The sequence below is a fragment of the Herminiimonas sp. KBW02 genome, assembly GCF_003852535.1.
Taxonomy (GTDB): domain Bacteria; phylum Pseudomonadota; class Gammaproteobacteria; order Burkholderiales; family Burkholderiaceae_D; genus Oxalicibacterium.
This window is the reverse complement of the sequence record NZ_QAJP01000004.1, coordinates 1054708-1080116: the sequence shown is the minus strand read 5'-3', so window position 1 is coordinate 1080116 and position 25409 is coordinate 1054708. Positions and strand designations below refer to the sequence as shown.

The 25409-nt window shown below is 55.5% G+C and carries 21 protein-coding genes and 1 pseudogene; 17 read left to right on the top strand and 5 right to left on the bottom strand.

Annotation, left to right across the window (positions count from 1 at the left end; genetic code table 11):
- Positions 1 to 48 precede the first annotated feature (48 nt).
- Positions 49 to 1002, bottom strand: coding sequence for a CDF family Co(II)/Ni(II) efflux transporter DmeF (gene dmeF / locus DBR37_RS09295; RefSeq protein ID WP_124574139.1), 954 nt, complete (start codon positions 1000 to 1002; stop codon positions 49 to 51).
- 71 nt (positions 1003 to 1073) lie between these two features.
- Between dmeF and DBR37_RS09290 the strand changes: the two genes are divergently transcribed.
- The 8 genes from DBR37_RS09290 (at position 1074) to kdpE (ending at position 10389) form a co-directional block, all read left to right on the top strand.
- Positions 1074 to 1346 carry a metal/formaldehyde-sensitive transcriptional repressor gene (locus DBR37_RS09290; RefSeq protein ID WP_124574138.1) on the top strand — a complete coding sequence of 91 codons (273 nt, stop codon included), beginning with the start codon at positions 1074 to 1076 and terminating at the stop codon, positions 1344 to 1346.
- A gap of 133 nt (positions 1347 to 1479) precedes the next feature.
- Positions 1480 to 1971, top strand: coding sequence for a plastocyanin/azurin family copper-binding protein (locus DBR37_RS09285; RefSeq protein ID WP_124574220.1), 492 nt, complete (start codon positions 1480 to 1482; stop codon positions 1969 to 1971).
- A 304-nt stretch (positions 1972 to 2275) separates the two neighbouring features.
- On the top strand, positions 2276 to 2365 hold the full coding sequence (kdpF, locus tag DBR37_RS09280; RefSeq protein WP_124574137.1) for a K(+)-transporting ATPase subunit F: 90 nt from the start codon (positions 2276 to 2278) through the stop codon (positions 2363 to 2365).
- Positions 2366 to 4168: a potassium-transporting ATPase subunit KdpA gene (kdpA, locus tag DBR37_RS09275; protein WP_124574136.1), complete on the top strand. Its 1803-nt coding sequence runs from the start codon at positions 2366 to 2368 to the stop codon at positions 4166 to 4168.
- A gap of 19 nt (positions 4169 to 4187) precedes the next feature.
- Complete coding sequence (kdpB, locus tag DBR37_RS09270) at positions 4188 to 6296, top strand: potassium-transporting ATPase subunit KdpB (protein WP_370454239.1); 2109 nt, start codon at positions 4188 to 4190, stop codon at positions 6294 to 6296.
- A 12-nt stretch (positions 6297 to 6308) separates the two neighbouring features.
- Positions 6309 to 6878: a potassium-transporting ATPase subunit KdpC gene (gene kdpC, locus DBR37_RS09265; protein WP_124574135.1), complete on the top strand. Its 570-nt coding sequence runs from the start codon at positions 6309 to 6311 to the stop codon at positions 6876 to 6878.
- A 95-nt stretch (positions 6879 to 6973) separates the two neighbouring features.
- On the top strand, positions 6974 to 9694 hold the full coding sequence (gene kdpD / locus DBR37_RS09260; RefSeq protein ID WP_124574134.1) for a two-component system sensor histidine kinase KdpD: 2721 nt from the start codon (positions 6974 to 6976) through the stop codon (positions 9692 to 9694).
- Entirely contained in the window at positions 9691 to 10389 is a 699-nt protein-coding gene (kdpE, locus tag DBR37_RS09255; protein WP_124574133.1) for a two-component system response regulator KdpE, read from the top strand. The genes kdpD and kdpE overlap by 4 nt, the downstream gene beginning before the upstream one ends.
- Positions 10390 to 10477: 88 nt before the next feature.
- Here kdpE and DBR37_RS09250 read toward each other — a convergent pair whose 3' ends face one another.
- The 3 genes from DBR37_RS09250 to DBR37_RS09240 all read right to left on the bottom strand — a co-directional run bounded on the left by DBR37_RS09250 (position 10478) and on the right by DBR37_RS09240 (position 13934).
- Positions 10478 to 11125, bottom strand: a complete 648-nt coding sequence (locus DBR37_RS09250) for an HD domain-containing protein (protein WP_199739071.1) — start codon at positions 11123 to 11125, stop codon at positions 10478 to 10480.
- A gap of 94 nt (positions 11126 to 11219) precedes the next feature.
- Complete coding sequence (locus tag DBR37_RS09245; RefSeq protein WP_124574131.1) at positions 11220 to 12959, bottom strand: DUF3300 domain-containing protein; 1740 nt, start codon at positions 12957 to 12959, stop codon at positions 11220 to 11222.
- Between the two features lie 222 nt (positions 12960 to 13181).
- Positions 13182 to 13934 carry a TorF family putative porin gene (locus DBR37_RS09240; RefSeq protein WP_124574130.1) on the bottom strand — a complete coding sequence of 251 codons (753 nt, stop codon included), beginning with the start codon at positions 13932 to 13934 and terminating at the stop codon, positions 13182 to 13184.
- 390 nt (positions 13935 to 14324) lie between these two features.
- On the opposite strand from DBR37_RS09240, the gene DBR37_RS09235 reads away from it, so the two are divergent.
- Both DBR37_RS09235 and DBR37_RS09230 read left to right on the top strand, forming a co-directional pair.
- Positions 14325 to 14687: a hypothetical protein gene (locus tag DBR37_RS09235; protein ID WP_124574129.1), complete on the top strand. Its 363-nt coding sequence runs from the start codon at positions 14325 to 14327 to the stop codon at positions 14685 to 14687.
- A gap of 51 nt (positions 14688 to 14738) precedes the next feature.
- Entirely contained in the window at positions 14739 to 15347 is a 609-nt protein-coding gene (locus DBR37_RS09230) for a hypothetical protein (RefSeq protein ID WP_124574128.1), read from the top strand.
- 80 nt (positions 15348 to 15427) lie between these two features.
- Here DBR37_RS09230 and cadR read toward each other — a convergent pair whose 3' ends face one another.
- Entirely contained in the window at positions 15428 to 15883 is a 456-nt protein-coding gene (gene cadR, locus DBR37_RS09225; RefSeq protein ID WP_124574127.1) for a Cd(II)/Pb(II)-responsive transcriptional regulator, read from the bottom strand.
- A gap of 131 nt (positions 15884 to 16014) precedes the next feature.
- On the opposite strand from cadR, the gene DBR37_RS09220 reads away from it, so the two are divergent.
- The 7 genes and pseudogenes from DBR37_RS09220 (at position 16015) to DBR37_RS17195 (ending at position 25206) form a co-directional block, all read left to right on the top strand.
- On the top strand, positions 16015 to 18261 hold the full coding sequence (locus DBR37_RS09220) for a heavy metal translocating P-type ATPase (RefSeq protein ID WP_124574126.1): 2247 nt from the start codon (positions 16015 to 16017) through the stop codon (positions 18259 to 18261).
- A gap of 47 nt (positions 18262 to 18308) precedes the next feature.
- Positions 18309 to 18644 carry a cobalt-zinc-cadmium resistance protein gene (locus tag DBR37_RS09215; protein WP_233588322.1) on the top strand — a complete coding sequence of 112 codons (336 nt, stop codon included), beginning with the start codon at positions 18309 to 18311 and terminating at the stop codon, positions 18642 to 18644.
- Positions 18645 to 18719: 75 nt separating this feature from the next.
- Positions 18720 to 20000, top strand: a complete 1281-nt coding sequence (locus tag DBR37_RS09210; protein ID WP_124574124.1) for a TolC family protein — start codon at positions 18720 to 18722, stop codon at positions 19998 to 20000.
- A 9-nt stretch (positions 20001 to 20009) separates the two neighbouring features.
- A complete protein-coding gene (locus tag DBR37_RS09205; RefSeq protein ID WP_124574123.1) occupies positions 20010 to 21305 on the top strand; it encodes an efflux RND transporter periplasmic adaptor subunit in 1296 nt (431 codons plus the stop codon).
- Between the two features lie 18 nt (positions 21306 to 21323).
- Entirely contained in the window at positions 21324 to 24479 is a 3156-nt protein-coding gene (locus DBR37_RS09200) for a CusA/CzcA family heavy metal efflux RND transporter (RefSeq protein ID WP_124574122.1), read from the top strand.
- Between the two features lie 142 nt (positions 24480 to 24621).
- Positions 24622 to 24690: pseudogene (locus DBR37_RS17410) on the top strand (SEC-C metal-binding domain-containing protein); the annotation flags it as partial.
- Between the two features lie 36 nt (positions 24691 to 24726).
- Entirely contained in the window at positions 24727 to 25206 is a 480-nt protein-coding gene (locus DBR37_RS17195) for a hypothetical protein (protein WP_233588321.1), read from the top strand.
- Positions 25207 to 25409 lie beyond the last annotated feature (203 nt).

The window sequence follows — 25409 nt, the reverse complement described above, 5'->3', positions numbered from 1 at the left end:
TGCCGGGCCACACCCGGCAACGCACTTTTCCACGAAGAGCAAACAGTATCAAACCCGCACAATCTCCACCGTAATATGCGCCAGCTCCTCATGCACTGCCAATTGCTGCCTGAAGTAATCCGGCCCTACATCCTCCCGCACCACTAAGGTCAGTATGCAGGCATAGGTCTGCTTGCCAACCCGCCACACATGTAAATCGCAAATAGTCGCCGCGATGGGGCTGGCAGCAATGACTTCACGTATTTCCTCTACCACCGGCGCGTTCATTTCTGCATCCAGCAAGACACGACCACTATCCCGTATCAGGCCGTAAGCCCAGATCGCTACCAGTCCCGCACCGACAATGCCCATCACCGGATCCAGCCAGCTTGCGCCCCATAGCTTGCCGCCGAAGAGGGCGATGATGGCGAGCACTGATGTGGCTGCATCAGCCACCACATGCATGTAGGCCGAACGCAGGTTCAGGTCGTGATGATGGTCGTCATGCGTATGGCCGTGGTCATGACCATGATGATGATCGTGGCCGTGCGAGTGATCGCCTTTCAGCAGATAGGCGCAAGTCAGATTGACCAGCAAACCGATGATGGCGATGGCAATGGCCTGGTCGTAGTGCACAGCGGTCGGGTTAATCAGGCGTTCTATCGATTGATACAGCATCAGTGCCGCCACTAGCAGGAGCAGCAGGGCGCTGGTGTACGCGCCCAGAATTTCTATCTTCCAGGTGCCGAAGGCAAAACGTTGATCATTCGCATAACGCCGCGCCAGTACGTAGGCCATGACGGCGAGACCAAGGGCGACCGAGTGTGAACTCATATGCCAGCCATCGGCCAGCAAGGCCATGGAATTGAAGGCGTAGCCGCTGATGATTTCGGCCACCATCATGACGGTAGTGAGCAGCAAGGCCCATGCTGTTTTCTTTTCCGCTATCGGATTGCCACGATTGAAGATGTGTTCGTGCACCAGATGCGCCGGGACCTGTGGCGTGGTTTTGGGAGTGTTCATATGTCTTAGGCAGGAAATTTAATATACTATACCCCAGTATATTAACAGGCTGTCTGAAAGGATGTTTGCAAATGTCACATACCCATGGAAACAAGAAATTGCTGGCGCGTGTGCGCCGCATGAAAGGGCAGGTTGAGGCGCTCGAGAAGGTGCTGGATGGCGCCAGTGATTGCGGTGCGGTGTTACAGCAGATTGCCGCGATACGGGGCGCGGCCAATGGCTTGATGGGTGAAGTGCTGGAGAGTCATATTCGTGAGCATCTGGGCGCAAACGTTGTTTCTGAAGAGGAACGTCAGGCCGATCTGGAACAGGTCGTTACTGTCCTCCGTTCATATCTGAAATAGCCATCATCATCTGACTCAAATCGCCGCCTTCATGTATCATCTGCGCGCTGTTGAAGGACTGACAGTCAGTGTTTCAAAAGCAATGCGAACCATGAGTTAAAGCAATTGTAAGGAATAGAAATTGAAGAAATTGATGTTGGCAGCTTTGCTGTTCGCTTCGTCCGTAGTTCAGGCACACGATGACGCGCACACCAAACCGGCATTCGATGCGAGCAAGGCTGAGCAGAAAGAATTTGGGATAGCTGGTGATCCGGCCAGGGTACACAGAACCATCAAGTTAATCATGAACGACGATATGCGTTTTACCCCGACCCGGATCAAGGTCAAGGAAGGCGAAACCGTCAAGCTGGTAGTTAAGAATAAAGGCAAGATGATGCACGAAGTCGTCCTGGGGACGATGGCGTCATTGCAGCAACATGCGGCCATGATGCACAAGTATCCGACGATGGCGCATGAAGCCCCCTATATGGCACATGTAAAGCCGGGCGGTATTCAGGAAATCGTCTGGACTTTTAATCGTCCGGGCCACTTTGATTTTGCCTGTCTGATTCCCGGCCATTTTGAAGCCGGCATGGTCGGCAAAATCGAGGTCGGCGAAAAGAATCGCCGCAATTACTTCAACTGATCGCACATCTGCTTCATTCCGCAGCGCCCTTGTGCACAGGGTGTTGCGGTCACTCTTCCAACGCGCATCCTGCGCGTAGCCATTCCCCGTCTCCCCCACGCAATTTTTACACCTTGTTTACACCAGCACGACTAGTCTTTACGAATTTTTTAGATTGATAAGACTACGCTTCTATTCATCAACAACCTGTATGGGGAAGATGGATGGACATTGTATTTATTGCCGCGATTGCGGTGCTGTTTGGTCTTACTTGCGCCTACGCTAGCGGCTGCGACAAGTTGGGAGAGCGGTTGGGAGAGCGCTCATGAATATGTTTTATATCGTGGGCGCGGTCGTTGCCGTCGCTATCCTGGTGTATCTGCTGGCAGCCTTGCTGCATGCGGAGGATCTGTAAATGAGCACGCAATCTGTCATTTTGCTGGCAGTGTTCCTGCTGGTCTTGCTGGTGCTGGCATATCCGCTCGGTACCTATCTGGCTAAAGTCGGCGGTACGGCGCCTATACGCGGCCTGGGCTGGCTCGCACGGTTCGAACAGTTTCTGTACCGGCTGGCCGGTAGCAATGCGCAAACCGAAATGAGCTGGAAAGCTTATGCCATCGCCTTACTGGTCTTTAATGTGCTGGGCACGTTATTTGTCTATGCAGTGCAGCGTCTGCAAGCCTGGCTGCCTTTAAATCCGCAGGCATTCGCTAACGTCAGCCCGGATTCATCGTTCAATACTGCTGTCAGCTTTGTTGCCAATACCAATTGGCAAGGCTACGGCGGCGAATCGACGATGAGTTATCTGACGCAGATGCTGGCGCTGACCGGACAAAACTTCTTTTCCGCTGCGACCGGTATTGCGGTGATCTACGCCTTGATACGCGGCTTCAGCCATCGTTCGGTCAAGTCGATCGGCAACTTCTGGGTCGATCTGACGCGTTCCACTTTGTATGTATTGCTGCCTTTGTCCGTGATCGTGGCGGTCATCCTGATGAGTCAGGGCGTGCTGCAGAACTTCTCTGCCTATAAGGAAGTCGCGCTGATTGATCCGATTACTTACCAGCAGCCGCAAGTTAACGCTGACGGCCAGCCTGTGCTCGATGCACAGGGGGCGCCGGTACTGGAAACGCTGACCGCCAAAACCCAGACCATCGCAATGGGGCCGGTCGCTTCGCAGGAAGCAATCAAGATGCTGGGCACCAATGGTGGCGGCTTCTTCAATGCGAACTCGGCGCATCCTTATGAAAACCCGACTGCATTCAGCAATCTGCTGGAGATGCTGGCGATCTTCCTGATCCCGGCTGCGCTGTGCTTTACCTTCGGCCGCATGGTCGGTGATATGCGCCAGGGTTGGGCCATCCTCGGCGCGATGACTTTGCTGTTTGTCGTACTGACTGCGGTCGTGATGGGGGCCGAGCAACAGGCACATCCGGGCATGGCAGCACTGGGCGTGGATCAGGGGGCGAGCCTGTTGCAGGCGGGCGGCAATATGGAGGGCAAGGAGACTCGCTTCGGTATTAGTGCCTCCGCCTTGTTCGCAGCTGTTACCACGGCGGCTTCATGCGGTGCAGTGAATGCCATGCACGATTCCTTTACGCCGTTGGGCGGCATGATCCCGACCGTGCTGATGCAACTGGGTGAGGTTGTGTTTGGCGGCGTCGGCACGGGTTTATACGGAATGCTGATATTTGCCATCCTGGTGGTATTTATCGCTGGCCTGATGATAGGTCGTACACCGGAGTATCTCGGCAAGAAAATCCAGGCTTATGAAATGAAGATGGCATCGCTGGTGATACTGGTGACGCCTTGCCTGGTCTTGCTGGGTACGGCGATTGCAGTGGCGGTAGAGCCGGGCAAGGCCGGCATTCTGAATCCGGGTGCGCATGGATTCTCTGAAGTGTTGTATGCATTCACCTCCGCAGCGAATAACAACGGCAGTGCGTTTGCCGGACTGTCGGCCAACACGCCTTTCTATAACGTGATGCTGGCCATAGCGATGTGGTTCGGACGTTTTGCCGTGATCGTGCCGGTGCTGGCAATTGCCGGTTCGCTGGCAGCGAAGAAGCGGCTGGAAGTCAATGCCGGAACCATGCCTACGCATGGCCCCTTATTCATCGCTTTGCTGGTCGGTACCGTCTTGCTGGTCGGTGTCCTGAACTATGTACCTGCATTGGCGCTGGGGCCAGTGGTCGAGCATCTGCAACTTTTTAAATAACAAGCAAAGAGAAACCATTATGCGTATGTCAGAAACCAAGGCAGCCAGCATGACGCGCAAGAACCTGTCGCTATTCGATAGCAAGCTGATAGGTCCGGCCATCGTCGATTCGTTCAAAAAACTGCATCCACGCACGCAATTGCGCAGTCCTGTGATGTTTGTTGTGTATGTCGGCAGCATCATTACCACGCTGTTGTTCATCCAGTCGATTACCGGGCAGGGCGAAGCCAGCCCGGGCTTCATTCTTGCCGCTACCGTATGGCTGTGGTTCACGGTGCTGTTTGCCAACTTCGCCGAATCGCTGGCAGAAGGTCGCAGCAAGGCACAAGCGGCATCGCTGCGCGCCTTGAAGCAAACCGTGCTGGCGAAGAAGCTGGCAACACCGAAACACGGTACTAGCTGGTTGCCAGCATCGCCAGCCGACTTGCGTAAAGGCGATACGGTGCTGGTAGAAGCGGGCGATGTGATCCCGGTCGATGGCGAAGTCATAGAAGGTGTGGCGTCGGTCGATGAAAGTGCGATCACAGGCGAATCCGCGCCCGTAATCCGCGAATCCGGCGGTGACTTTTCAGCTGTCACCGGCGGTACGCGCGTCTTGTCCGATTGGCTGGTGGTCAGGATAGCGGTGAATCCGGGCGAAGCCTTCATCGACCGCATGATCGCGATGGTCGAAGGGGCCAAACGTCAAAAGACGCCAAATGAAATCGCACTGACGATATTGCTGGTGGCCTTGAGTATCGTGTTCCTGGTGGTGACTGTGACCTTGTTGCCTATGTCTTTGTTCTCGGTAGAAATGGCGCAGGCGGCGGGCGTAGCCAGTTCGCCGATCACGATCACGGTGCTGATCGCCTTGCTGGTGTGCCTGATTCCGACCACCATAGGCGGTTTGTTATCCGCCATCGGCGTGGCTGGCATGAGCCGCATGATGCAGGCAAATGTGATTGCCACGTCTGGCCGTGCGGTCGAAGCGGCAGGCGATGTGGATGTGCTCCTGCTGGATAAAACCGGCACCATCACCCTGGGTAATCGCCAGGCGTCCGAATTCTATCCGGCACCTGGCGTGACGCAGATACAGCTGGCCGACGTTGCACAGCTGGCTTCGCTGGCAGATGAAACACCGGAAGGTCGCAGCATCGTGATTCTGGCCAAACAGAAGTTCAATATGCGCGAACGCGATATCGCTGCCTTGCAGGCGAGTTTCGTGCACTTCAGTGCACAGACCAGGATGAGCGGCGTCGACCTTGGTGATCGCGCTATCCGCAAAGGTTCGGTCGATGCAGTGAAAAAGCATGTGGAAGCACTCGGTCGCAGTTTCCCGGAAGAAGTTGCACGCATGGTGGATGACATCTCACGTCGCGGTAGCACGCCATTGGTAGTCGTCGACGACGGTCGTGTGATGGGGGCGGTGGAGCTGAAGGATATCGTCAAGGGCGGCATCAAGGAACGGTTCGCCGAGCTGCGTCGCATGGGTATTAAAACCGTGATGATCACAGGCGACAACAAACTGACAGCGGCCGCAATTGCGGCGGAAGCTGGCGTCGATGACTTCCTGGCAGAAGCCACACCGGAAGACAAACTTAAACTGATACGTGATTACCAGGCGCAAGGCCGGCTGGTCGCGATGACGGGTGACGGCACCAATGACGCTCCGGCGCTGGCGCAAGCTGACGTGGCGGTGGCGATGAACTCGGGTACGCAGGCGGCGAAAGAGGCCGGCAATATGGTTGATCTGGATTCCAATCCGACCAAGTTGCTGGAGATCGTCGAGATCGGCAAGCAAATGCTGATGACGCGCGGTTCGCTCACAACCTTTTCGATTGCGAATGACGTGGCCAAGTACTTCGCCATTATTCCGGCTGCTTTTGTAAGCACCTATCCACAGCTGAAAACACTGGACGTCATGCAACTGAGCAGCCCGTCGTCGGCCATCATGTCTGCCGTGATTTTTAACGCGCTGATCATTGTGGTGTTGATACCGCTGGCATTGAAGGGCGTGAAGTATCGCGCGGTCGGTGCGGCATCGCTGCTACGTCGCAATATGCTGATTTATGGCCTGGGCGGGATCTTGGTGCCGTTTGTCGGCATCAAGCTGATCGACATGATTCTGAGCCTGCTACACCTCGTTTAAGGAAATAAGATTATGAAATCCACTTTTCGTCCGGCCCTGGTCATCTTCGCGATGCTGACTTTGATTTGCGGCGTGATTTATCCGTATGCAGTAACCGGCATCGGCAAGCTGGCTTTCTCCAGCCAGGCCGAAGGCAGCATCGTTACGCAAAATGGTACTGCTGTCGGTTCCAGCCTGATAGGCCAGGCATTCAGTTCGCCGCAGTATTTCTGGGGACGTCCTTCGGCAACGGCGCCGATGCCAAACAACGCAGCTGCTTCTGGCGGCTCCAATCTGGGCCCGACCAATCCGGCATTGCTGGATGCGGTGAAAGGCCGGATCGAGGCTTTGAAAGCTGCCGATCCGGGTAATACGGCTGCGGTGCCGGTGGATCTGGTCACTGCATCCGGTAGCGGTCTCGATCCCGAAATCAGCATCGCTGCTGCCTACTATCAGATACCGCGGGTAGCACGAGTACGTCAATTGACCGAGGAAAAGGTCAAAGCCATCGTGGATCGCATCAGCCAGCCACAGTACCTGGGATTTTTCGGTGAAAACCGCGTGAACGTACTGGCGCTGAATCTGGCACTGGATCAGCGCTGAAACGCATGAGCGGCAGCAATTAAGTATAGTTCGGGTGTTGCGTAAGCAGCATCCGAATGTGTCACAATCGACGTCACATCATAGTCAGACCTTACATGCCATCCAGCGAATACCAACGCCCCGATCCTGACACCTTGCTCGCGCAAATGCAGGCGCAGGAAAGGCGCGCGTCGCGTGGCAAATTACGGATTTACTTCGGGGCGTCAGCCGGGGTGGGCAAGACCTACGCAATGCTGAACGCCGCCCGCAGCATGCAGGCGGAAAAGCGCGATGTCGTGGTGGGCCTGGTGGAAACGCACGGGCGCAAGGAAACGGCCGCTTTTCTGGATGGACTGGAAGTCCTGCCGCGCAAGGAAATCGCCTATCGCGACAAAACCATCGCCGAGTTCGATATTGATGCGGCGCTGGCGCGCAAACCGGCTCTGATCCTGGTCGATGAACTGGCCCATTCCAATGCGCCGGGTTCAAGGCACCCGAAACGCTGGCAGGATGTAGAGGAATTGCTGGGTGCAGGCATAGACGTGTTTACGGCGGTCAATGTACAGCATCTGGAAAGCCTGAACGACGTCATCGGCGGCATCACCGGCATACGGGTGGCAGAAACGCTGCCGGATACCGTATTCGATCAGGCCGATGAAATCGTGCTGGTAGATATTCCGGCCGACGATTTGCTGGCGCGACTGAAGGAAGGTAAGGTTTATCAGCCGCAGCAAGCCGAGCGCGCATCGCGTAATTTCTTCCGCAAAGGCAATCTGATTGCGTTACGCGAACTGGCCTTGCGTCGCACTGCAGACCGGATCGAAGACGATGTACAGGCGTATCGCATCGAAAAATCCATCAATGCAGTATGGAAAACCGATTCTGATTTGCTCGCCTGCATAGGGCCGCGCACCGGCGCCGAACATGTGATCCGCAGCACGGCACAACTGGCCAGCCAGTTGAATGCGCAGTGGCATGCCGTATATGTAGAGACCCCGCAATTGCAACGCCTGGCATCGTCCGAGCGTGAACGTATCCTGAAGACATTGAAGCTGGCACAAGACCTGGGAGCGACGACCGCGGTCTTGCCCGGCAGCGATATCGCGCATGAAATTGTCAGCTATGCACGCAGCCACAACTTCTCACGCATCACGCTCGGTCGCAATCACAACCGCTGGCCGTGGCGCAAAGCACATGCGCAGCGCATTGCCACTTATGCGCCGGATATCGACTTGATCGAAACTGGTGAGCGGCAGGAACGTGCAAGCGTTGCTGGCAAAACGCCTGCTAAAGCTGTAGCGCAGGATGACGAGGCAGTGGCAAGCGGAAAGTCGGCCTACCTGCCTTATGTGTGGACAGTGGCGATTTGTATCCTGACCGCACTGGTAACGACGCCGATGATGCAGCACCTGGATCTGGCGAACATCGTCATGTTATTTCTGCTGGCAGAAGTCCTGATCGCGGTACGCTTCGGGCGCGGGCCGGCGGTGCTCGCCGCTTTCCTCAGCGTTGCCGTATTCGACTTCTTCTTTGTCTCGCCGCGCTTTTCCTTCGCGGTCAGCGATGTGCAGTACCTGGTGACTTTCTCCGTCTTGCTGGTGGTCGGTCTGATCGTCGGGCAATTGACTTCAGGCTTGCGCTTCCAGGCCAGAATAGCGGCACAGCGGGAAGGCAGGGCGCGTGCCTTGTACGAATTCGCACGTGAGCTCTCGAGTGCCTTGCAAGCAGAGCAGGTATTCGAAACCACGCAAAACTTCATCCAGCGCACCTTTCGTGCCCGCGCCATCCTGCTGTTGCCGAATGACGAGGCGAAACTGCAAACCACGCAAAGCAATGAAATCGATCCCGGCATCGCGCAATGGGCATTTGATCGCGCGACGCCTGCGGGCATGGGCACGGATACTTTACCCGCCAGCGCGTACTTTTACCTGCCCTTGGTCGCACCTATGCGGACCCGTGGCGTGCTGGCGATCAAGCCGGATAACCGGCGCTGGATGCTGGTTCCGGAGCAACGCAGGCAGCTGGACACCTTTGCCGCATTGGCCGCGATCGCACTGGAACGTGTGCATTACATTGAAGTGGCGCAGGATGCCTTGCTACGTATGGAGTCGGAGCGCCTGCGTAACTCCTTGCTGGCGGCGATATCGCATGATTTGCGCACACCTTTGACGGCGCTGGTTGGCTTATCCGAATCTCTGACACTATCCAAACCTGAGTTGGGCAAGGCACAGCAGGAGCTGGCGCATGCCTTGCACGACGAGGCTTTGCGCATGGGAAATCTGGTTACCAATCTGCTGGATATGGCCCGTATTCAGAGTGGTGAAGTGAAACTGAACCTGCAGTGGCAGCAGTTCGAGGAAGTCGTCGGCAGTGCACTGCGCGCAGTGCAATCGCTGCTGGGCAAGCATCAGGTCGTGACCAGACTGGCATCAGATCTGCCCCTGGTTAATTTTGATGCGGTGCTGATAGAGCGTGTGCTATGCAATTTGCTGGAAAACGCCAGTAAATACACGCCACCCGGTTCACAGATCACGATAGCGGCCGAGACCAGCGGGCAATATCTGAGCGTGATGGTCTATGACAATGGTCCTGGTTTGCCAGCGGGGCAGGAAGAAACTATTTTTGAAAAATTCACGCGCGGCGAACGGGAGTCAGCGACGCCCGGAGTCGGTCTGGGCCTGGCAATTTGTCGTGCGATCATCGAAGCGCATCATGGCACTATTCGTGGCGGACACGCGCCGCAAGGTGGTGCTGCCATTATCTTTACTCTGCCTTTAGGCACGCCTCCCGCCATGCCGGACATGGAAGAAGGCGATATAACAAATCAGACACCATGAGTGAATCAGTCCCGATAGCATTGCTGGTAGAAGACGAACCACAAATTCGTCGCTTCGTACGTGCCGCGATGGAGGAAGAAGGCTGGCATGTGTTTGAAGCCGAAACCATGAAGCGCGGTCTGATCGATGCAGGCACCCGCAAGCCCAACCTCATCATTCTCGATCTTGGCTTGCCCGATGGCGACGGCATGAACTTCATTGCGGACATACGTGCATGGTCGCAGGTGCCGATTATCGTGTTGTCAGCACGTGTCAGCGAGAGTGACAAAATCAAGGCGCTGGATGCCGGTGCTGATGATTATCTGATCAAACCGTTCGGCGTCGGAGAATTGCTGGCGCGTGTGCGCTCGACGATAAGGCGGCATAGGCGGGTGGATGGAGATGCGCAAGGAAGTTTCAGTTTTGGTGACGTCAAAGTTGACCTGAAGGCGCGCTTGGTTACCAAGGCGAATCAGATGGTGCATCTGACGCCGACTGAGTATCGGCTATTGAGCGTACTGGTTGCCAATGCCGGGCGTGTCGTGACCAATCCACAACTGCTACGCGAAGTGTGGGGGCCATCACATTCGGAGAGTGGGCATTACTTGCGGATATATATGGGGCATTTAAGACAGAAGCTGGAGGATGATCCGGCGCAGCCTCGTTATTTGTTAACCGAGACGGCGGTGGGGTATCGGTTGTTGCAGCCTTTGTGAGCTGAGGGTTCTGATACTGTTCTTTCTTCGATCAGACTTGGTTTGCCGGGCGCCCCCCGGCAACGCACCTTTCCACGGAGAGAGAAAATTACCTCCCGTCCCATTCCTGCAAAAAAGTCCCCCGAAACTCATACAACCACTCCAACCGTTCCTGACCAAGCCTCCTCCCAGCCTCAGTCTGCATACTCGCAGGCAGCGTCGCCAACTTCACAGCAATATGATCCAGCGCATACCGCTTGTCATCCAGCTCCCGCTGCGTACCCAAAGCATCATCAGGATGTGCCAGCTCGCTCCCCATCCGTCCTGCGATGTAAAACAAGCGCGCCAAACCAACCGCACCGAGGGCATCCAGCCGATCAGCATCCTGCACTATGCGTGCTTCTATCGTAGTCGGTGTAATCGCTGCGGAGAAACTATGCGCTTCTATGGCATGCGCCAAGGCAGGCAGTTTGTCTGCCGGGAAGTGCATGGCGCCCAACTCACGGCAAGCAAGTTCAGCCGCCTGGCGTGAGGCCAGATGGCGTTGCGGATCGTTCTTCGGCAGGTTTACCAGGTCATGCAGATAACATGCAGCCTGTACCACCAACGCATCCGCTTCCGGATAATCGGCCAGCAAGGTTACTGCTGTGTGCCAGACACGATGCAAGTGATTGATGTCATGTGCACCGTCATCACCAGCGGCGTCGGTAGCCAATTGGATAAAGCGCGTTTGCCAGTTGGCAGAAGGATGATTCATATGGAATATAGACCGTGATGCGAGAAGCGCCATGATAGCAGCCGCCCCATGCACCCAGACCGGTAGTTAAACTGGCCTGGGCTTCAACGGAGACTTATCTCCCTTCGCGGTGCTCTTCCTGCCGTGGTGCAGGGCGAGGCCGCTCTTGCACATGCTGTTGCGGACGTTCCTGCTGCACTCGTTCCTGCATATGTTGCGGCGGGCGTGGTGCTTGTATCCGCGGCTCCTGCGGATGCGCCATCTGTTGTGGCGGCGCTGGACGGAACTGTGGCGCTTGCGGTTGCGGCATCTGCTGCATTTGCTGATGTACTTGCGGCTGCGGATTCATTTGTGGTGCGGCCGGCGGATTGTAAGGGCGTGGTTCCGGACGCGATTGCTGTCTGAATTCTTCATGCCGCTGATTGATTCCGCTGTGCTGTACGTCGCCGGAACGCAAGCTGGTCGGGCTACGGTTTTCCATGCGCTCCATGCTGCGCTCAGGTGCAGTCTGCGGACGACCTGCAGTAGAAAGTGAGTGACGCGAATGTGAACCCTGCATGTCGGCGGAATTCAATCTTTCACCTGTCTCCGAGCGTGGACGATTATCCTGTCTGCGCTCGCGCTGGCGTAGTTGTTCCTCTCTTGCCGGCAGCGCTGAAGCAGGGCGGTTTGCGTGGAACTGCTGTGTCGGCACAGGTGCTGCCGGACGTGCGCCAGGATGTTGGTCCGCCGCAGAGAAATGCGGCATGCTCATCGGGCCATTATTTGGTGGTGGTCGGTGTTGATTCGGATTGCCGAAATTCGGCCGATTGTCATTGGCGTTGTCATGCACATTACCGCTGACTGGCGGACGACCGGCGTCGCCGAAGTTATTGGTCGTGATGCGTGTATCGTAGTTGCGGTTGATCGTGATACTGGAACGTGGTGCGTAAACCGTATTGTTATAGGTCACTGCAGGACGTGCCCAGCCATTGCCGGGGCCATAGTTGGGTCCATAGCCGGGGCCGTGACCGCCCCAGTTCATCCCCCAGGAATGCCAGCCCCAGCCGCCATGATGCGTAAGTGCGGAACCGACGATGACACCGATGCCGAAGGAAATGATGCCGGTAGTGATGTAATTGCCGCCATAACCGGGGTGATAAACGTAGCTGGGATAAACCGGTATCGGCGCGCCATAAACCAGTGCCGGATTGTAATCAGGTACATACACGACATCAGGTTGTGCGGATTCGATGACGATGGTTTGCGGTGGCGGTGGTACCGCGTAGTAACGGGCGTCATCTGCATACTCAGGTGGCGGTGCCAGGCGTGCGCTGGAAGTGACTTTCAGGCGATTGCTGTTTTTCAGATTACCGGATTGCTGCGCGCGCAGGCGCATCGTTTGTACTGCATTCATTACGTCGTTGGGCGCATTGGCGTAAGCCGTGCCCAAGGCGGTGGTCCACTGGATATTATTGGCCATCTGACTCAGTACTGCTGGAAAAGCAGTCAGTGATTTGACACTGACATCCCAAGCTTGCTGATTGGCTGCATCCTGCAGCGCATTTCCTTTCAGTGCCGGATTCTGTGTCAGCCATAGATTGGCGGCGCTAATCTGATCCGGGTACTGGGCGCCCGCGAGTACTTGCGCCAGCAGCTTGTCCGGGAATAAGGCGATCGGCGCCACCATTTGCGTGAGTTGCTCGGCAGTAGGCGGCGTGTAAACGGGGGCTGTCGGAAGTTGCGGAGAGGGCGTGACGGCGACCGGATCGGCGGCCTTGCTGTCTTGTGTCTTGTTACAAGCTGCCAGCGCCAGCAAGCTGATGATCAGCGACGACGAGACAACGGTAGTGAATGTGTTTTTGCCAGCTTTCATGTTGTGCACCTGTCAGCTATTTTTTGAGGCGCTTCTGCGCATTCAGTCCTGTTGGATCTAAAACGGCTGTCGGCTAACGGCAGTTGACCCGGCCTTGTTACCGACTGTAACAGCTGACAACGTTTCCCGATAATACTAAGACCTTACTTCCCCGTCGGCAGTTCCTGCCGGGGCTACAGCTTGCCCCGGTGCATGAGCATGCTGTAGCTGGCAATCAGCGCATCAGAAGGTCTTGCTGATGGAGAGTATGACGGCGTTCCTGCCCATGAATTTGCCGTTTGCCGGCGATGCGTAAACCGATTTGTCGGCGTCAGTTCCGATGACGGCCAGCGCGCCTGTCAGTATGCCGAAGTCCTTGGTAATGCCCAGTTTCCAGTCGGTATAGCTCAGACGATCATTGCTGATGCCTGCATTGTCGCCGGCAACCTTTTGGTGCCCGGCATGCAGGTTGAGAATGTAGCCGTTGCTGATGTCGACGTTGGCGCCTATATCCAGATAAGCACTGTTCTTACTATCCGCGAAGCCAAACAAATTAGTGAGCGCATGCGAGTACTTGATGTAAGCGGGGCCATAGGAGAGCTGGCCATAGACTTCGGTGGTGTTGGCATTCGGGCGCAGGCCATTCGAAGGATAGATATAAGTCAGTACCCCGAAATCGTAAGCGACCTCTTTGCTGATCTCTCCACGCTTGCCGCCATAGATATCGATTTCTACATCGCTACTGCCGCCGCCGTCCTTGACCCATTTGATGGTGGACAGCCATGTGCCGGCGTAAAAACCGCTAGGCTTGTGTACATAATCAGCGCCGCCTTGTAACGCGGGCTGCAAGCGTGTTTGCGAAATGCCGCGATAACGGTAGTCGGAAACCGCTGCTGCGTTGAAGCTGACTTCATTGTCCGGTTTGCTGTCCTCTGCGTACGCAATATGGACGCTAAGGCTTGCTGCGATGGCGGCGCCCAGGATTAATTTTTTCATGCTGCCTTTCGGTTTGATTGAATAAAACGATGTGAAGTTGTCTGCGTAGTGCAGCCATCAACTTGTGCATCAGCTTATTCGTCAGCACGTAAAAAATTTCTAAAAAGACGCAGCAGATCTATAAACAGAATGTATAAATTTTGTGATCCCTGGCGGTGTAATTTCGTATGCGACCAGATGTCACCGCTGACGTTGTTCTTGTTTGCAGACGCAATCATTAGAATTGTAAGTGAACGACTGTAATTTATTGTTTAACAATTAAATCATTACTTGAGTAGAATAGACCCACAAGACTGAGATATTAGCTGTACGGAATATCTGCCCGTACAGCTATGTGTTTGCACGATAGATCGCCATTTTTCGACAATATCATTACTAAAGGGAGCAAATATGAAGCGATTTCTGGTTGCCGGTATATTGATGACTGCAGCTGTATCTTCTGTTTATGCGCAGTCGAATCTGAGGTTCCTGCAAGACACCCCTATCAGCAAGTTCAAAAAGGCCGATACCGACCTGATGTTCAAAACCCTGTATCAGGCACTCGATACAGCGGAAGACGGCAAGGCCGTCACCTGGGAAAATCCTAAAGCTTCGAACAGCGGCAGCATCACGCCTGCCAAAGATCCGCAAGGACGTGCCGATTGTCGTCTGGCCAAAGTCGAGAATCGTCATCTGACCCTGTACAGCACACATGATGTTGTGTTTTGCAAAGTTGGCGGCAAGTGGAAATGGGATAAAGCAGGCAAGCAATAATTAATCTGCGCCACAAGCACAACTGATCCGTTCAACTTCAGGGGGAACTCTATGATGAAACGTTTAATCGGCATCGCCTTGCTGGCTGCCAGCAGCGTCGGCCATATGGCTACCGCGCAGGACAAACCGATGGCAGCGCCAGGCACTACAGATGAAGTCAGGGTTGTGAAAAAACCTGACAGTCTGGGTATAGGAGAAACGGTTACCACACGTGGCACGATTACAGCTATTGATCAGGCGACACGCCTGATGACGGTACAGCGTGCAAATGGTGAAACAGTGGTGGTACAGGTCGGCAAGCGGGTGAAAAATTTCGATCAGATTAAAGCCGGCGATCAGGTTGTGTATCGTGTCGGTGAAGCTGTCCTGCTGGAGCTGAAGAAAAAGGGCGATGGCATACGTGAACGTACCGAAACCGAAGGGGCAGGCGTGTCAAAACCTGGTGAAAAACCAGGTGTAGTGGTGGCGCGTCAGGTGCAGGTCGTGGCTGATGTGACGGCTATCGATAAAAAGAAAGGCAGGATCACTTTGCGCGGCGTGAAAGAGACCCACACGCTGAAGGTGAAAGATCCTAAGGTATTGTCCAAAGTAAAGGTCGGCGATCAGGTTGAGATCACCTATCTTGAAGGTGAAGCCTTGTCGGTAGAAGCTGCGAAGTAATTAAAAAGCAGAACGCATCTCCCGCTCAATTGCGAGATGCGTTCTGGTATCCGGCCTAGTCGCGCGATCAGGCCGGAGTGTCAATGGCATCCGCCGCTATGTGTGCCGAGGTTTTTCGGTTCGCTGTCTTCCGCATCCGCCAATCCTTGCAATATTCCGCATTCTTCCACCGTTTGTGTCGTCATGCAGCGGCTGCGCAGTTGTGTTAACTCAGTTTGCAGGGCCTTCAATTCCTTGATGCGATGGGATACGTGTTCGATATGTTTATCCAGCAAGGTATTTACGCCGGCGCAATTTTCTTCCGGCGTATCGCGGAAGCTGAGCAGGGTGCGTATCTCGTCCAGCGTCATATCCAGTGAACGGCAATGACGAATGAACTGCAGGCGTTTGACGTGAGTGTCGCCGTATAAGCGATAGTTGCTGGCGGAGCGCAACGCTTGCGGCAACAGATTTTGCTGTTCGTAATACCGTATGGTTTCTACCGAAGAACCGGTTTGCAGCGCCAATTCGCCGATCTTCAAAGCTTGCTGAGTCATTTGCATATCCTCCTGCAGCGGCATTCCCCGCATTGTCACGCTTCTTCAAATAAGTGCTTGACCCTATAGTCGCTACAGGGTTTCTAATGCATACAATAGTGACGCATCCAGTGCTTTGCAAGGAGAGATTTATGCATTGTTGTGACCATGACCATAAACCGGGCGGCGATTCACATCAGCACCAGCATGCTCATGCGCAGGCTACGGTACAGCCAGCGATTGCGGCCAGCGGCGCTGCACAGGCTGTCCTGTTGATCCAGAAAATGGATTGCCCGACCGAAGAAAAACTGATCCGTGATCGCTTTAACAAGATGGCGGGCATTGTTGCGATGGAATTCAACCTGATGCAGCGCGAACTGACCGTGCATCACAATCTGCCGTCAGTGGCAGACATCGTGGCAGCATTGAAGAAGCTGGATCTCGATCCGGTCGTTAAATCCGATACGCAAAATCTGGCACGCGAAGGCCTGGCTGATCACGGAGAGCTGTCCGGGGATTATCGTATATCACCATTGAAATGGACCTTGATGGCGATTTCCGGCGCAACTGCGATCAGCTCTGAAGTCGTGGCCTGGACCACAGGCAATGAAACGTCGTGGCTAGTCATCGCACTGGCGCTGACCGCCATCCTGAGCGGTGGCCTGGATACGCTGAAGAAGGGCTGGATCGCCTTGCGTCACTTCTCGCTGAACATGAACTTCCTGATGTCGCTGGCCGTGATAGGTGCAGTGCTGATCGGTCAGTGGCCGGAAGCCGCAGTCGTTATCTTCCTGTTTGCTGCAGCGGAAATGATAGAAGCCCTGTCACTGGATCGTGCACGTAATGCGATCAAAGGGCTGATGGCAATGGCGCCCGAAATGGCGACCGTGCGCAATGCAAACAATGAATGGTTGCCGCTCAGTGCCACGCAGGTGCAATTGGATGCCTTGGTCCGCGTTAAACCGGGTGAACGCGTGCCGCTGGACGGCATCATCGTTGACGGGCAAAGCACGGTAAACCAGGCGCCGATCACGGGCGAAAGCATGCCGGTTGCCAAACAAAGTGGCGACCCGGTATTTGCCGGCACCATCAATGAACGCGGCACCTTTGACTATCGTGTAACCGCCTTGCAGTCAAATTCGACGCTGGCGCGCATTATTAAGAGCGTGCAACAAGTGCAGGGCGAGCGTGCGCCTACGCAACGTTTTGTCGATCAGTTTGCGCGCTACTACATACCTATCGTTGTGGTATTGGCGATACTGGTGGCTGTGTTGCCGCCATTGCTGCTGGCGCAGCCATTCCAGCCGTGGCTTTATAAAGCCTTGGTATTACTGGTGATTGCCTGTCCATGTGCATTAGTCATTTCCACTCCTGTCACGGTAGTGAGCGGGCTGGCCGCGGCCGCACGGCACGGCATCCTGATCAAAGGCGGGGTCTATCTGGAACTGGGACGCAAACTGAAAGCAGTAGCGCTGGATAAGACCGGCACCATCACGGTCGGCAAGCCGGTCGTCACGGATACCCAACAGATACAGCAAGGCGACTTGCACACGATGCTGCGCCTGGCAGCCAGCCTGTCGCAACGCTCGGATCATCCAGTGTCTTCGGCCGTCGTCGCGCACTGGCAGATGCAACAAAGTCCTGAGGCGCTGCTGGAAGTCAGTGACTTTGAGGCACTGACCGGACGTGGCGTACGTGGCGTCATCAACGGCGAAGCTTACTACCTGGGCAACCATCGCCTGATACATGAACTGGGAATTTGCGGCCCCGAGCTGGAGGCGGCGCTGGACGCATTTGAGCAAACCGGTAAAACCGCGGTGATACTGGGTTCCGGTGCCTCGCCCTTGCTGATCCTGGCCGCGGCCGACACCATACGTGACAGCAGTCAGGCCGCAGTAGGCAAGTTGCAGCAAATGGGCGTGCAAGTCGTCATGCTGACTGGCGACAATCCGCACACTGCGGAAGCGATAGGCAGCAAAGTGGGGATCAGCGATGTGCGCGGCAATCAATTGCCGGACGATAAACTGGCTGCGATCAATGAGTTGCGTGATCGTTATGCTTATGTCGGCATGGTCGGCGACGGTATTAACGATGCGCCAGCCCTGGCCAGGGCCGATATCGGCTTTGCAATGGGTGCTGCCGGTACAGATACCGCGCTGGAAACCGCGGATGTCGCGCTGATGGATGACAACCTGGGCAAGCTGGCTGATTTCATCGCTCTCAGCAAAAAAACGCACGGTGTGTTGATGCAAAACATTACGCTGGCTTTGGGGATCAAGGCCGTGTTCCTGATCCTGGCACTGGGTGGTGAAGCGACCTTATGGATGGCGGTGTTTGCCGATATGGGCGCCAGTCTGTTGGTTGTTTTTAACGGTTTGCGCCTGCTGCGTGCGGTTTAACCGGTGCTGTATTTTTTCTGAAATAAAACGATGTTATGATTCAGACCGTGAAAAAACTGCTGATCATTCTGATGCTGTTAGCTCTGCCGCTCCAGTTCACCTGGGCCGCGGCGGCTGCCTACTGCCTGCATGAAAATGCCACGGCAGGCGCGCACTTCGGCCATCACAAGCATCAGGACGATATTGAACTGCCGGGCGACAATCCACAGTCGCTGAAAGTCCATAAAGACTTCCATCATCCTGACAGCCAGGGCTTGTTCCTGTCGCAATTGCCACCAGCATTGCCAACGATAGCGACAGTACATACCGAGTTACATCCTCCGCTTTATTCCTCGCATATCCCGGACGGGCCCAGACGGCCTGATCGGCATCCCGTCGTCTGACTCGACGGGACTATCCTTCATTTTTCTACCCACTGACGTCCCGTCGAATTCCATTCCCATCAACAGGAGAATTCGATGTACAGGTATTTATTGCCGCTGGGCATAGCTGCGTTTGCGCTGCAGCCTGCGTATGCACAAGACACTATTTACGAACCGGTTGCGAGCGGCATCACCGCAAACCGTGTCGTGGAGCCGCCGGAAGGCATTACGCTGGAGGCCGCGCTCAGGATGGCGCTGGACGGTAATGCTGATTTATCAGCCGCACGTAATGAAGCGGCCGCTATCGATGCGACCATCAAACAAGCCGGGCTGATACCGAATCCTGAAGTGTCGGTGCAACTTGAAGGCGCGCAGCGTGATACGCGTACCACCACCTGGCAGGTAAACCAGCCGATCGAGCTCGGCGGCAAGCGTGCCGCACGTATCAACGCCGCGAGTCGTGCTTACGATACTGCCTATGCTGACCTGAGCAGCAAGCGGGCGGAAATACGCGCTGTCGTCATCACCGCTTTCTTCAATGTACTGAATGCACAAGAACGGCTGCGCCTGGCCGATGCTTCCTTGCAGCTGGCACAGCGTGGCAGCCTGGTGGCGTCGCGTCGGGTTGCAGCTGGGAAGGTGTCGCCAGTCGAAGAAACCAAGGCCCGTGTAGCAGAAGCAAACGTACGCCTTGAACTCAGCCAGGCTAAAAGCGAACTCGTCATTGCGCGCAAACGTCTGGCTGCAACCTGGGGCAATCCGGTGCCGCGTTTTCAGCAGGCGCAGGGGAATGTAGAAAGCCTGCCTGCCTTGCCGCAGTGGCCTGAACTGAATGCGCGCCTGAACCAGTCTCCATTGCTGACACGCGCAAGGCACGAGCTGGAACGCTTGCAAGCAGTAGCGGAAGTCGAGAAGAGCCGCCGCATTCCTGACGTCACCGTCAGCATGGGCGTAAAGAAAAATGGCGATGCCGGCAACCAGGCGGTGGTCGGCTTGTCGATTCCATTCCCTATGTTTGACCGCAATCAGGGCAACATCCTGGAAGCCTTGCGCCGTGTCGATAAAGCGCGGGATGAGCTGAATGCAGCGGAAATCCGTCTCGATGGCCAACTCGCGCAAGCATACGAACGGCTGAATACCACGCGGACGGAAGCGGAAACCTTGCAACGCGACATCCTGCCAGGTGCGCAAAGTGCCTACGATGCAGCCACTACTGGTTTTGAGTTCGGTAAATTCAATTTCCTTGATGTGCTGGATGCACAGCGCACATTGTTGCAAGCCAGATCGCAATACCTGCGTACCTTATCCGAAGCCCACAGCGCCGCCGCCGAGATCGACCGCATCATCGGTGTGCCCTTCAACGCGAACCAGCCTTAAGACGACATCATGAAAATCAATCTGAACAAAAAGCAAAGCACAGCCATCGCCATCATCGTCGCGATCGGGATTTTATTGGGCGGCCTGATTCTGTGGCCAGGGAAAAATAGTGCGGGTGGCGACGGCCACGGCCATGCAGACAGCCATGGCGATACCGAACATCATGCAGAGGATAAGAGCGAAAAGAAAGACCATGCCGATGCAGATAAGCACGCGGACGATGAACACCACGACGAAAAGCCAAAGGCCGAGGCAGAAGGTCACGATGACGAAGAAAACAAGATCGTCCTGACCGATGTGCAAATCAAGACGGCTGGTATCGGCCTGCAAGTTGCCGATGGTGCGCACATCAAGACGGCCCTGGTGTTACCAGGTGAAATTCAGTTCAATGAGGATCGCACCGCGCACGTGGTGCCGCGTCTTGCCGGCGTGGTGCAAAGCGTGCCTGCCAACCTCGGGCAGCAGGTCAAAAAAGGGCAGGTATTGGCAGTCATCGCCAGTACTGGTTTGTCGGAACAGCGCAGTGAATTGTTTGCTGCGCAGAAGCGCCTGACGCTTGCCAAGCTGACGTTCGAGCGTGAAAAGAAGCTGTGGCAGGAAAAAATCTCGGCAGAACAGGACTACCTGCAAGCGCAACAAGTGCTGCATGAAACCGAAATCGCAGTGCAAAACGCACGTCAGAAACTGGCTGCCCTCGGTGCCGATTCCGGTTCGGCAGGCGCCTCCAATCGCTATGAAATACGTGCACCATTCGACGGCATCGTCGTGGAGAAACACATCTCGCTGGGTGAAGCGGTGAAGGAAGATACCAATGTCTTTACCTTGTCCGACCTGAGCACGGTGTGGGCGGATATCGCCGTACCTGCCAAGGATCTGAACGTGGTACGCGTGGGTGAAAAAGTCACGGTAAAAGCCAGCGCGTTTGAATCCAGCGCCACCGGCACCATTGCTTATGTCGGTTCCTTGCTGGGCGTGCAGACGCGTACCGCAAATGCACGTGTGACCTTGCCGAATCCGCAAGGCACCTGGCGTCCGGGCTTGTTCGTGAATGTCGAAATTGTGTCGAACGAAGTGCAGGTGCCGGTCGCAGTGGCGGTTGATGCAATACAAACCATCAATGACAAACCTGTCGTCTTCATCAAGGTCGCGGATGGCTTTGTCGCGCAGGAAGTGACCACCGGGCGCAGCGACGGCAAGCGCATCGAAATTAGCAAAGGCCTGAAAGCCGGCAGCGAATACGCGGCCAGCGGCAGCTTCGTCATCAAATCGGAATTGGGTAAATCCAGCGCCGAACACTCGCATTGATGCGAAGGAGTCCTGATTATGTTTGAACGTTTAATACGCTTTGCCATTGCGCAGCGCTGGCTGGTGATGCTGGCGGTGGCCGGTATGGCTGCATTAGGAATTTACAACTACCAGAAGCTGCCTATCGATGCAGTACCTGACATTACCAATGTACAGGTACAGATCAATACAGAGGCGTCCGGTTATTCGCCGCTGGAGACCGAGCAAAGGGTGACCTTTCCGCTGGAAACCGTGATGGCCGGTTTGCCTAACCTGAAACAAACACGTTCGCTGTCACGTTATGGCTTATCGCAGATTACGGTTATTTTTGAAGATGGTACCGATATCTACTTTGCGCGGCAGATGATCAGTGAGCGCCTGCAGGAGGCGCGCGAGTATTTGCCCGCCGGTGTGACGCCACGCATGGGACCGATCTCCACCGGACTCGGCGAAATTTACCTGTGGACAGTGGAAGCGAAGGAGGGCGCAAAGAAAGCGGATGGTTCGTCTTATACGCCGATGGAGCTGCGTGAAATCCAGGACTGGATTATCAAGCCACAGCTTCGTAACGTCCCGGGCGTCACGGAAATCAACTCTATCGGCGGCTACGCCAAGGAGTATCAGGTCGCGCCGGTTGCAGAACGACTGGCATCGTATGGTTTAAATCTGCAAGACATCGTTACCGCGCTCGAACGGAACAACGGCAATGTCGGTGCAGGTTATATCGAAAAACGCGGCGAACAATTGCTGATACGTACGCCCGGGCAGGTGCAATCGATTGCCGATATCGGCAATATCATCCTCGGTAACGTGCAGGGTGTGCCGATCCGCATCCGCGATGTCGGTACGGTCGAGATTGGCCGTGAATTGCGTACTGGTGCTGCCACCGAGAATGGGCGTGAGGTGGTACTGGGCACGGTCTTCATGCTGATCGGGCAGAACAGCCGTACCGTCTCGCAAGCGGTGGACAAGAAGATGGTGGAAATCAATCGCACATTGCCGGAAGGTGTGCATGCGGTGACCGTGTACGACCGCACTGTGCTTGTCGATAAAGCCATCAATACGGTGAAGAAGAACTTGCTGGAAGGGGCGGTGCTGGTCATCGTGGTGTTGTTCCTCTTCCTTGGCAACTTCCGCGCCGCACTGATCACCGCGATGGTGATCCCGCTCTCGATGCTGTTTACCTTCAGCGGTATGGTCACCTATAAGGTCAGCGCCAATCTGATGAGTCTGGGGGCACTGGACTTCGGCATCATCGTCGATGGTGCGGTCGTGATCGTAGAGAACTGCGTACGGCGGCTGGCACATGCGCAAGCCGCAGCAGGGCGCTCGCTGAGTCGCAGCGAACGTTTCCAGGAAGTCTTTGCTGCCGCGAAGGAAGCGCGACGTCCGTTGATTTTCGGCCAACTGATCATCATGGTGGTGTACCTGCCTATCTTCGCACTCAGCGGCGTCGAAGGTCGCATGTTCCATCCGATGGCGTTTACGGTCGTCATTGCGCTGGTCGGTGCGATGATCTTGTCCATCACCTTTATCCCTGCTGCGGTCGCGCTCTTCATCGGCGACAAAGTGGCAGAAAAGGAAAACGCGCTGATGCAGGCCGCCAAGCGCTGGTACGCGCCGGCACTGGACTACGTCATGGGTAACAAGCCTGTGGTGCTGACCTTTGCCTGCGTGCTGGTTTTGTTGTCCGGATTGCTGGTAACGCGCATGGGGAGTGAGTTCGTACCTAACCTGAACGAAGGCGATATTGCGATCCAGTCCCTGCGCATACCAGGCACCAGCCTGACGCAATCGATAGAGATGCAGAAGCAGCTCGAAGTCGCCTTGACGAAAGCGCATCCGGAAATCCGGCGCGTCGTCTCACGGATAGGTACGGCGGAAATCGCATCCGACCCGATGCCGCCAAATATTTCCGATGGCCTCGTGATGCTAAAGCCCGAAAGCGAGTGGCCGGAACCGAGAAAATCGCGTGCTGAATTGCTGACGGCTATACAGAAAACCGCAGCGCAGCTACCGGGTAACAACTATGAATTCTCGCAACCGATTCAATTGCGTTTCAATGAACTGATCTCCGGTGTGCGTAGCGATGTCGCGGTTAAATTGTTTGGCGATGATATGGATGTGCTCAACGACACCGCAGCGAAGATCGCGACTGTGATGGAAAAAATTCCAGGCGCAGCAGAAGTGAAGGTTGAGCAGACCACAGGTTTGCCTATGCTGACCGTGAATATCGATCGCGAAAAAACTGCGCGGTATGGCTTGAACGTGGCCGATGTGCAGGATACGGTAGCGACGGCGATAGGTGGCAAGGAAGCCGGCACCCTGTTCCAGGGCGACCGTCGATTCGACATCCTGGTTCGCTTGCCGGAAGAAGTGCGGAACGATCTGGACGCGATCAGGCGCCTGCCTTTGCCGTTGCCACGCGAACAGGCTGGCGCCGGACGCACCAGCTATATCCCGCTGTCTGAAGTGGCGACACTGGATATGGCTCCCGGCCCGAACCAGGTCAGCCGCGAAAACGGCAAGCGGCGCATTGTCGTCAGTGCGAACGTACGCGGACGTGATATCGGCACCTTTGTCTCCGAGGCAGAAGAGCAAATCGAGCAGCAAGTCAAAATCCCGTCCGGTTACTGGACGAGTTGGGGTGGTCAGTTCGAGCAATTGCAATCGGCGACGCAACGCCTGCAACTGGTGATTCCGGTCGCACTGGCGCTGGTCTTCACTTTGCTGTTTGTCATGTTCGGCAATATGAAGGATGGCTTGCTGGTCTTTAGCGGAATACCGTTTGCGCTGACCGGCGGCATTATTGCGCTGTGGCTGCGGGACATACCGATTTCGATATCGGCGGCGGTTGGTTTCATTGCGTTGTCCGGGGTGGCGGTGCTGAACGGACTGGTGATGATTTCCTTCATCCGCAGCCTGCGTGAGGATGGCCATACGCTGGCGGCGGCAGTACGCGACGGCGCTTTGACGCGCTTGCGCCCGGTTCTGATGACGGCACTGGTGGCCTCGCTTGGTTTTGTCCCGATGGCGATAGCAACCGGAACTGGCGCTGAAGTGCAGCGTCCGCTGGCAACCGTGGTAATCGGCGGCATCCTGTCGTCTACCATGCTGACGCTGCTGGTCTTGCCCTTGTTGTACCGGATGGCTTACCGCAAGGAAGAGGAGGCGGAAAGTACGGCAAATAGCTGAGCGCGCACATGAAAATGGCCGGGTGGTGCATAATCTAGGGCTGGACCGGGTTCGCTACAGGCGACGGGTCGCACCGTGGATGCATGCAGGCAAGTTGAGTACCCCGCAGCATCCGGTCATCGTATGAAAGGCAGTTCAGGCAGTGAAACCGAGCAGAAACGATCCTTGCCCTTGCGGCAGCGGCAATAAGTACAAAAAATGCTGCGGCAAGGTTATACAAATAGCACCTGCAGCACCCGTCCGCCCAGTGCCCTACAGCGCTGCACGTCGCGAGTGCGGCGACTGCACCGCATGCTGTGACGGCTGGCTGAAATCGACCATTTATGGTCACGAAATGCGGCCTGGCGTGCGTTGCCATTTTGTGAAGGATGGCGGTTGCACCATTTATGAAACGCGACCTGATTCGCCTTGCCGTCAGTTTATTTGCGGCTGGGTGGATGAAGGCAGCCCGTTCCCGGATGAGTTCAAACCGACCAAACTCGGTGTCATCATTGTGCAGACTACCTGGCGCGGCCAGCCTGCTTATCGTCTGGCATATGGCGGACGCGACCTGGAGAAGAGCGAACTGGAATGGATGATGAATTTCAGTCAGAAGACCAATCGTCCTTTCTTCTACGAACAGCATGGCCAGACTCTGGGTTACGGCCCGGCAGCCTTCCTGGAAGATATGCAAATGCGCATACAGCGCGGCATGCCACTATTTGAATCACACGCGGCATCGCGTTAATTTCATTCGTTTTTTTGAATACAAGGCTGGATCAGTTTAAGGACTGTTCCGGCCTTTATTTTCTGTCTGGGGTATCGCCAATCCGGTATCTGCCGCATCAAAAACTCCATACCCGACATCAATAATTAGCGTTAATGGCTGTTGCTGTCATCGCGCCGTCATGCTGCTTGCTTAGCATAGTGCTGCTTAGTACGCGGCGTATC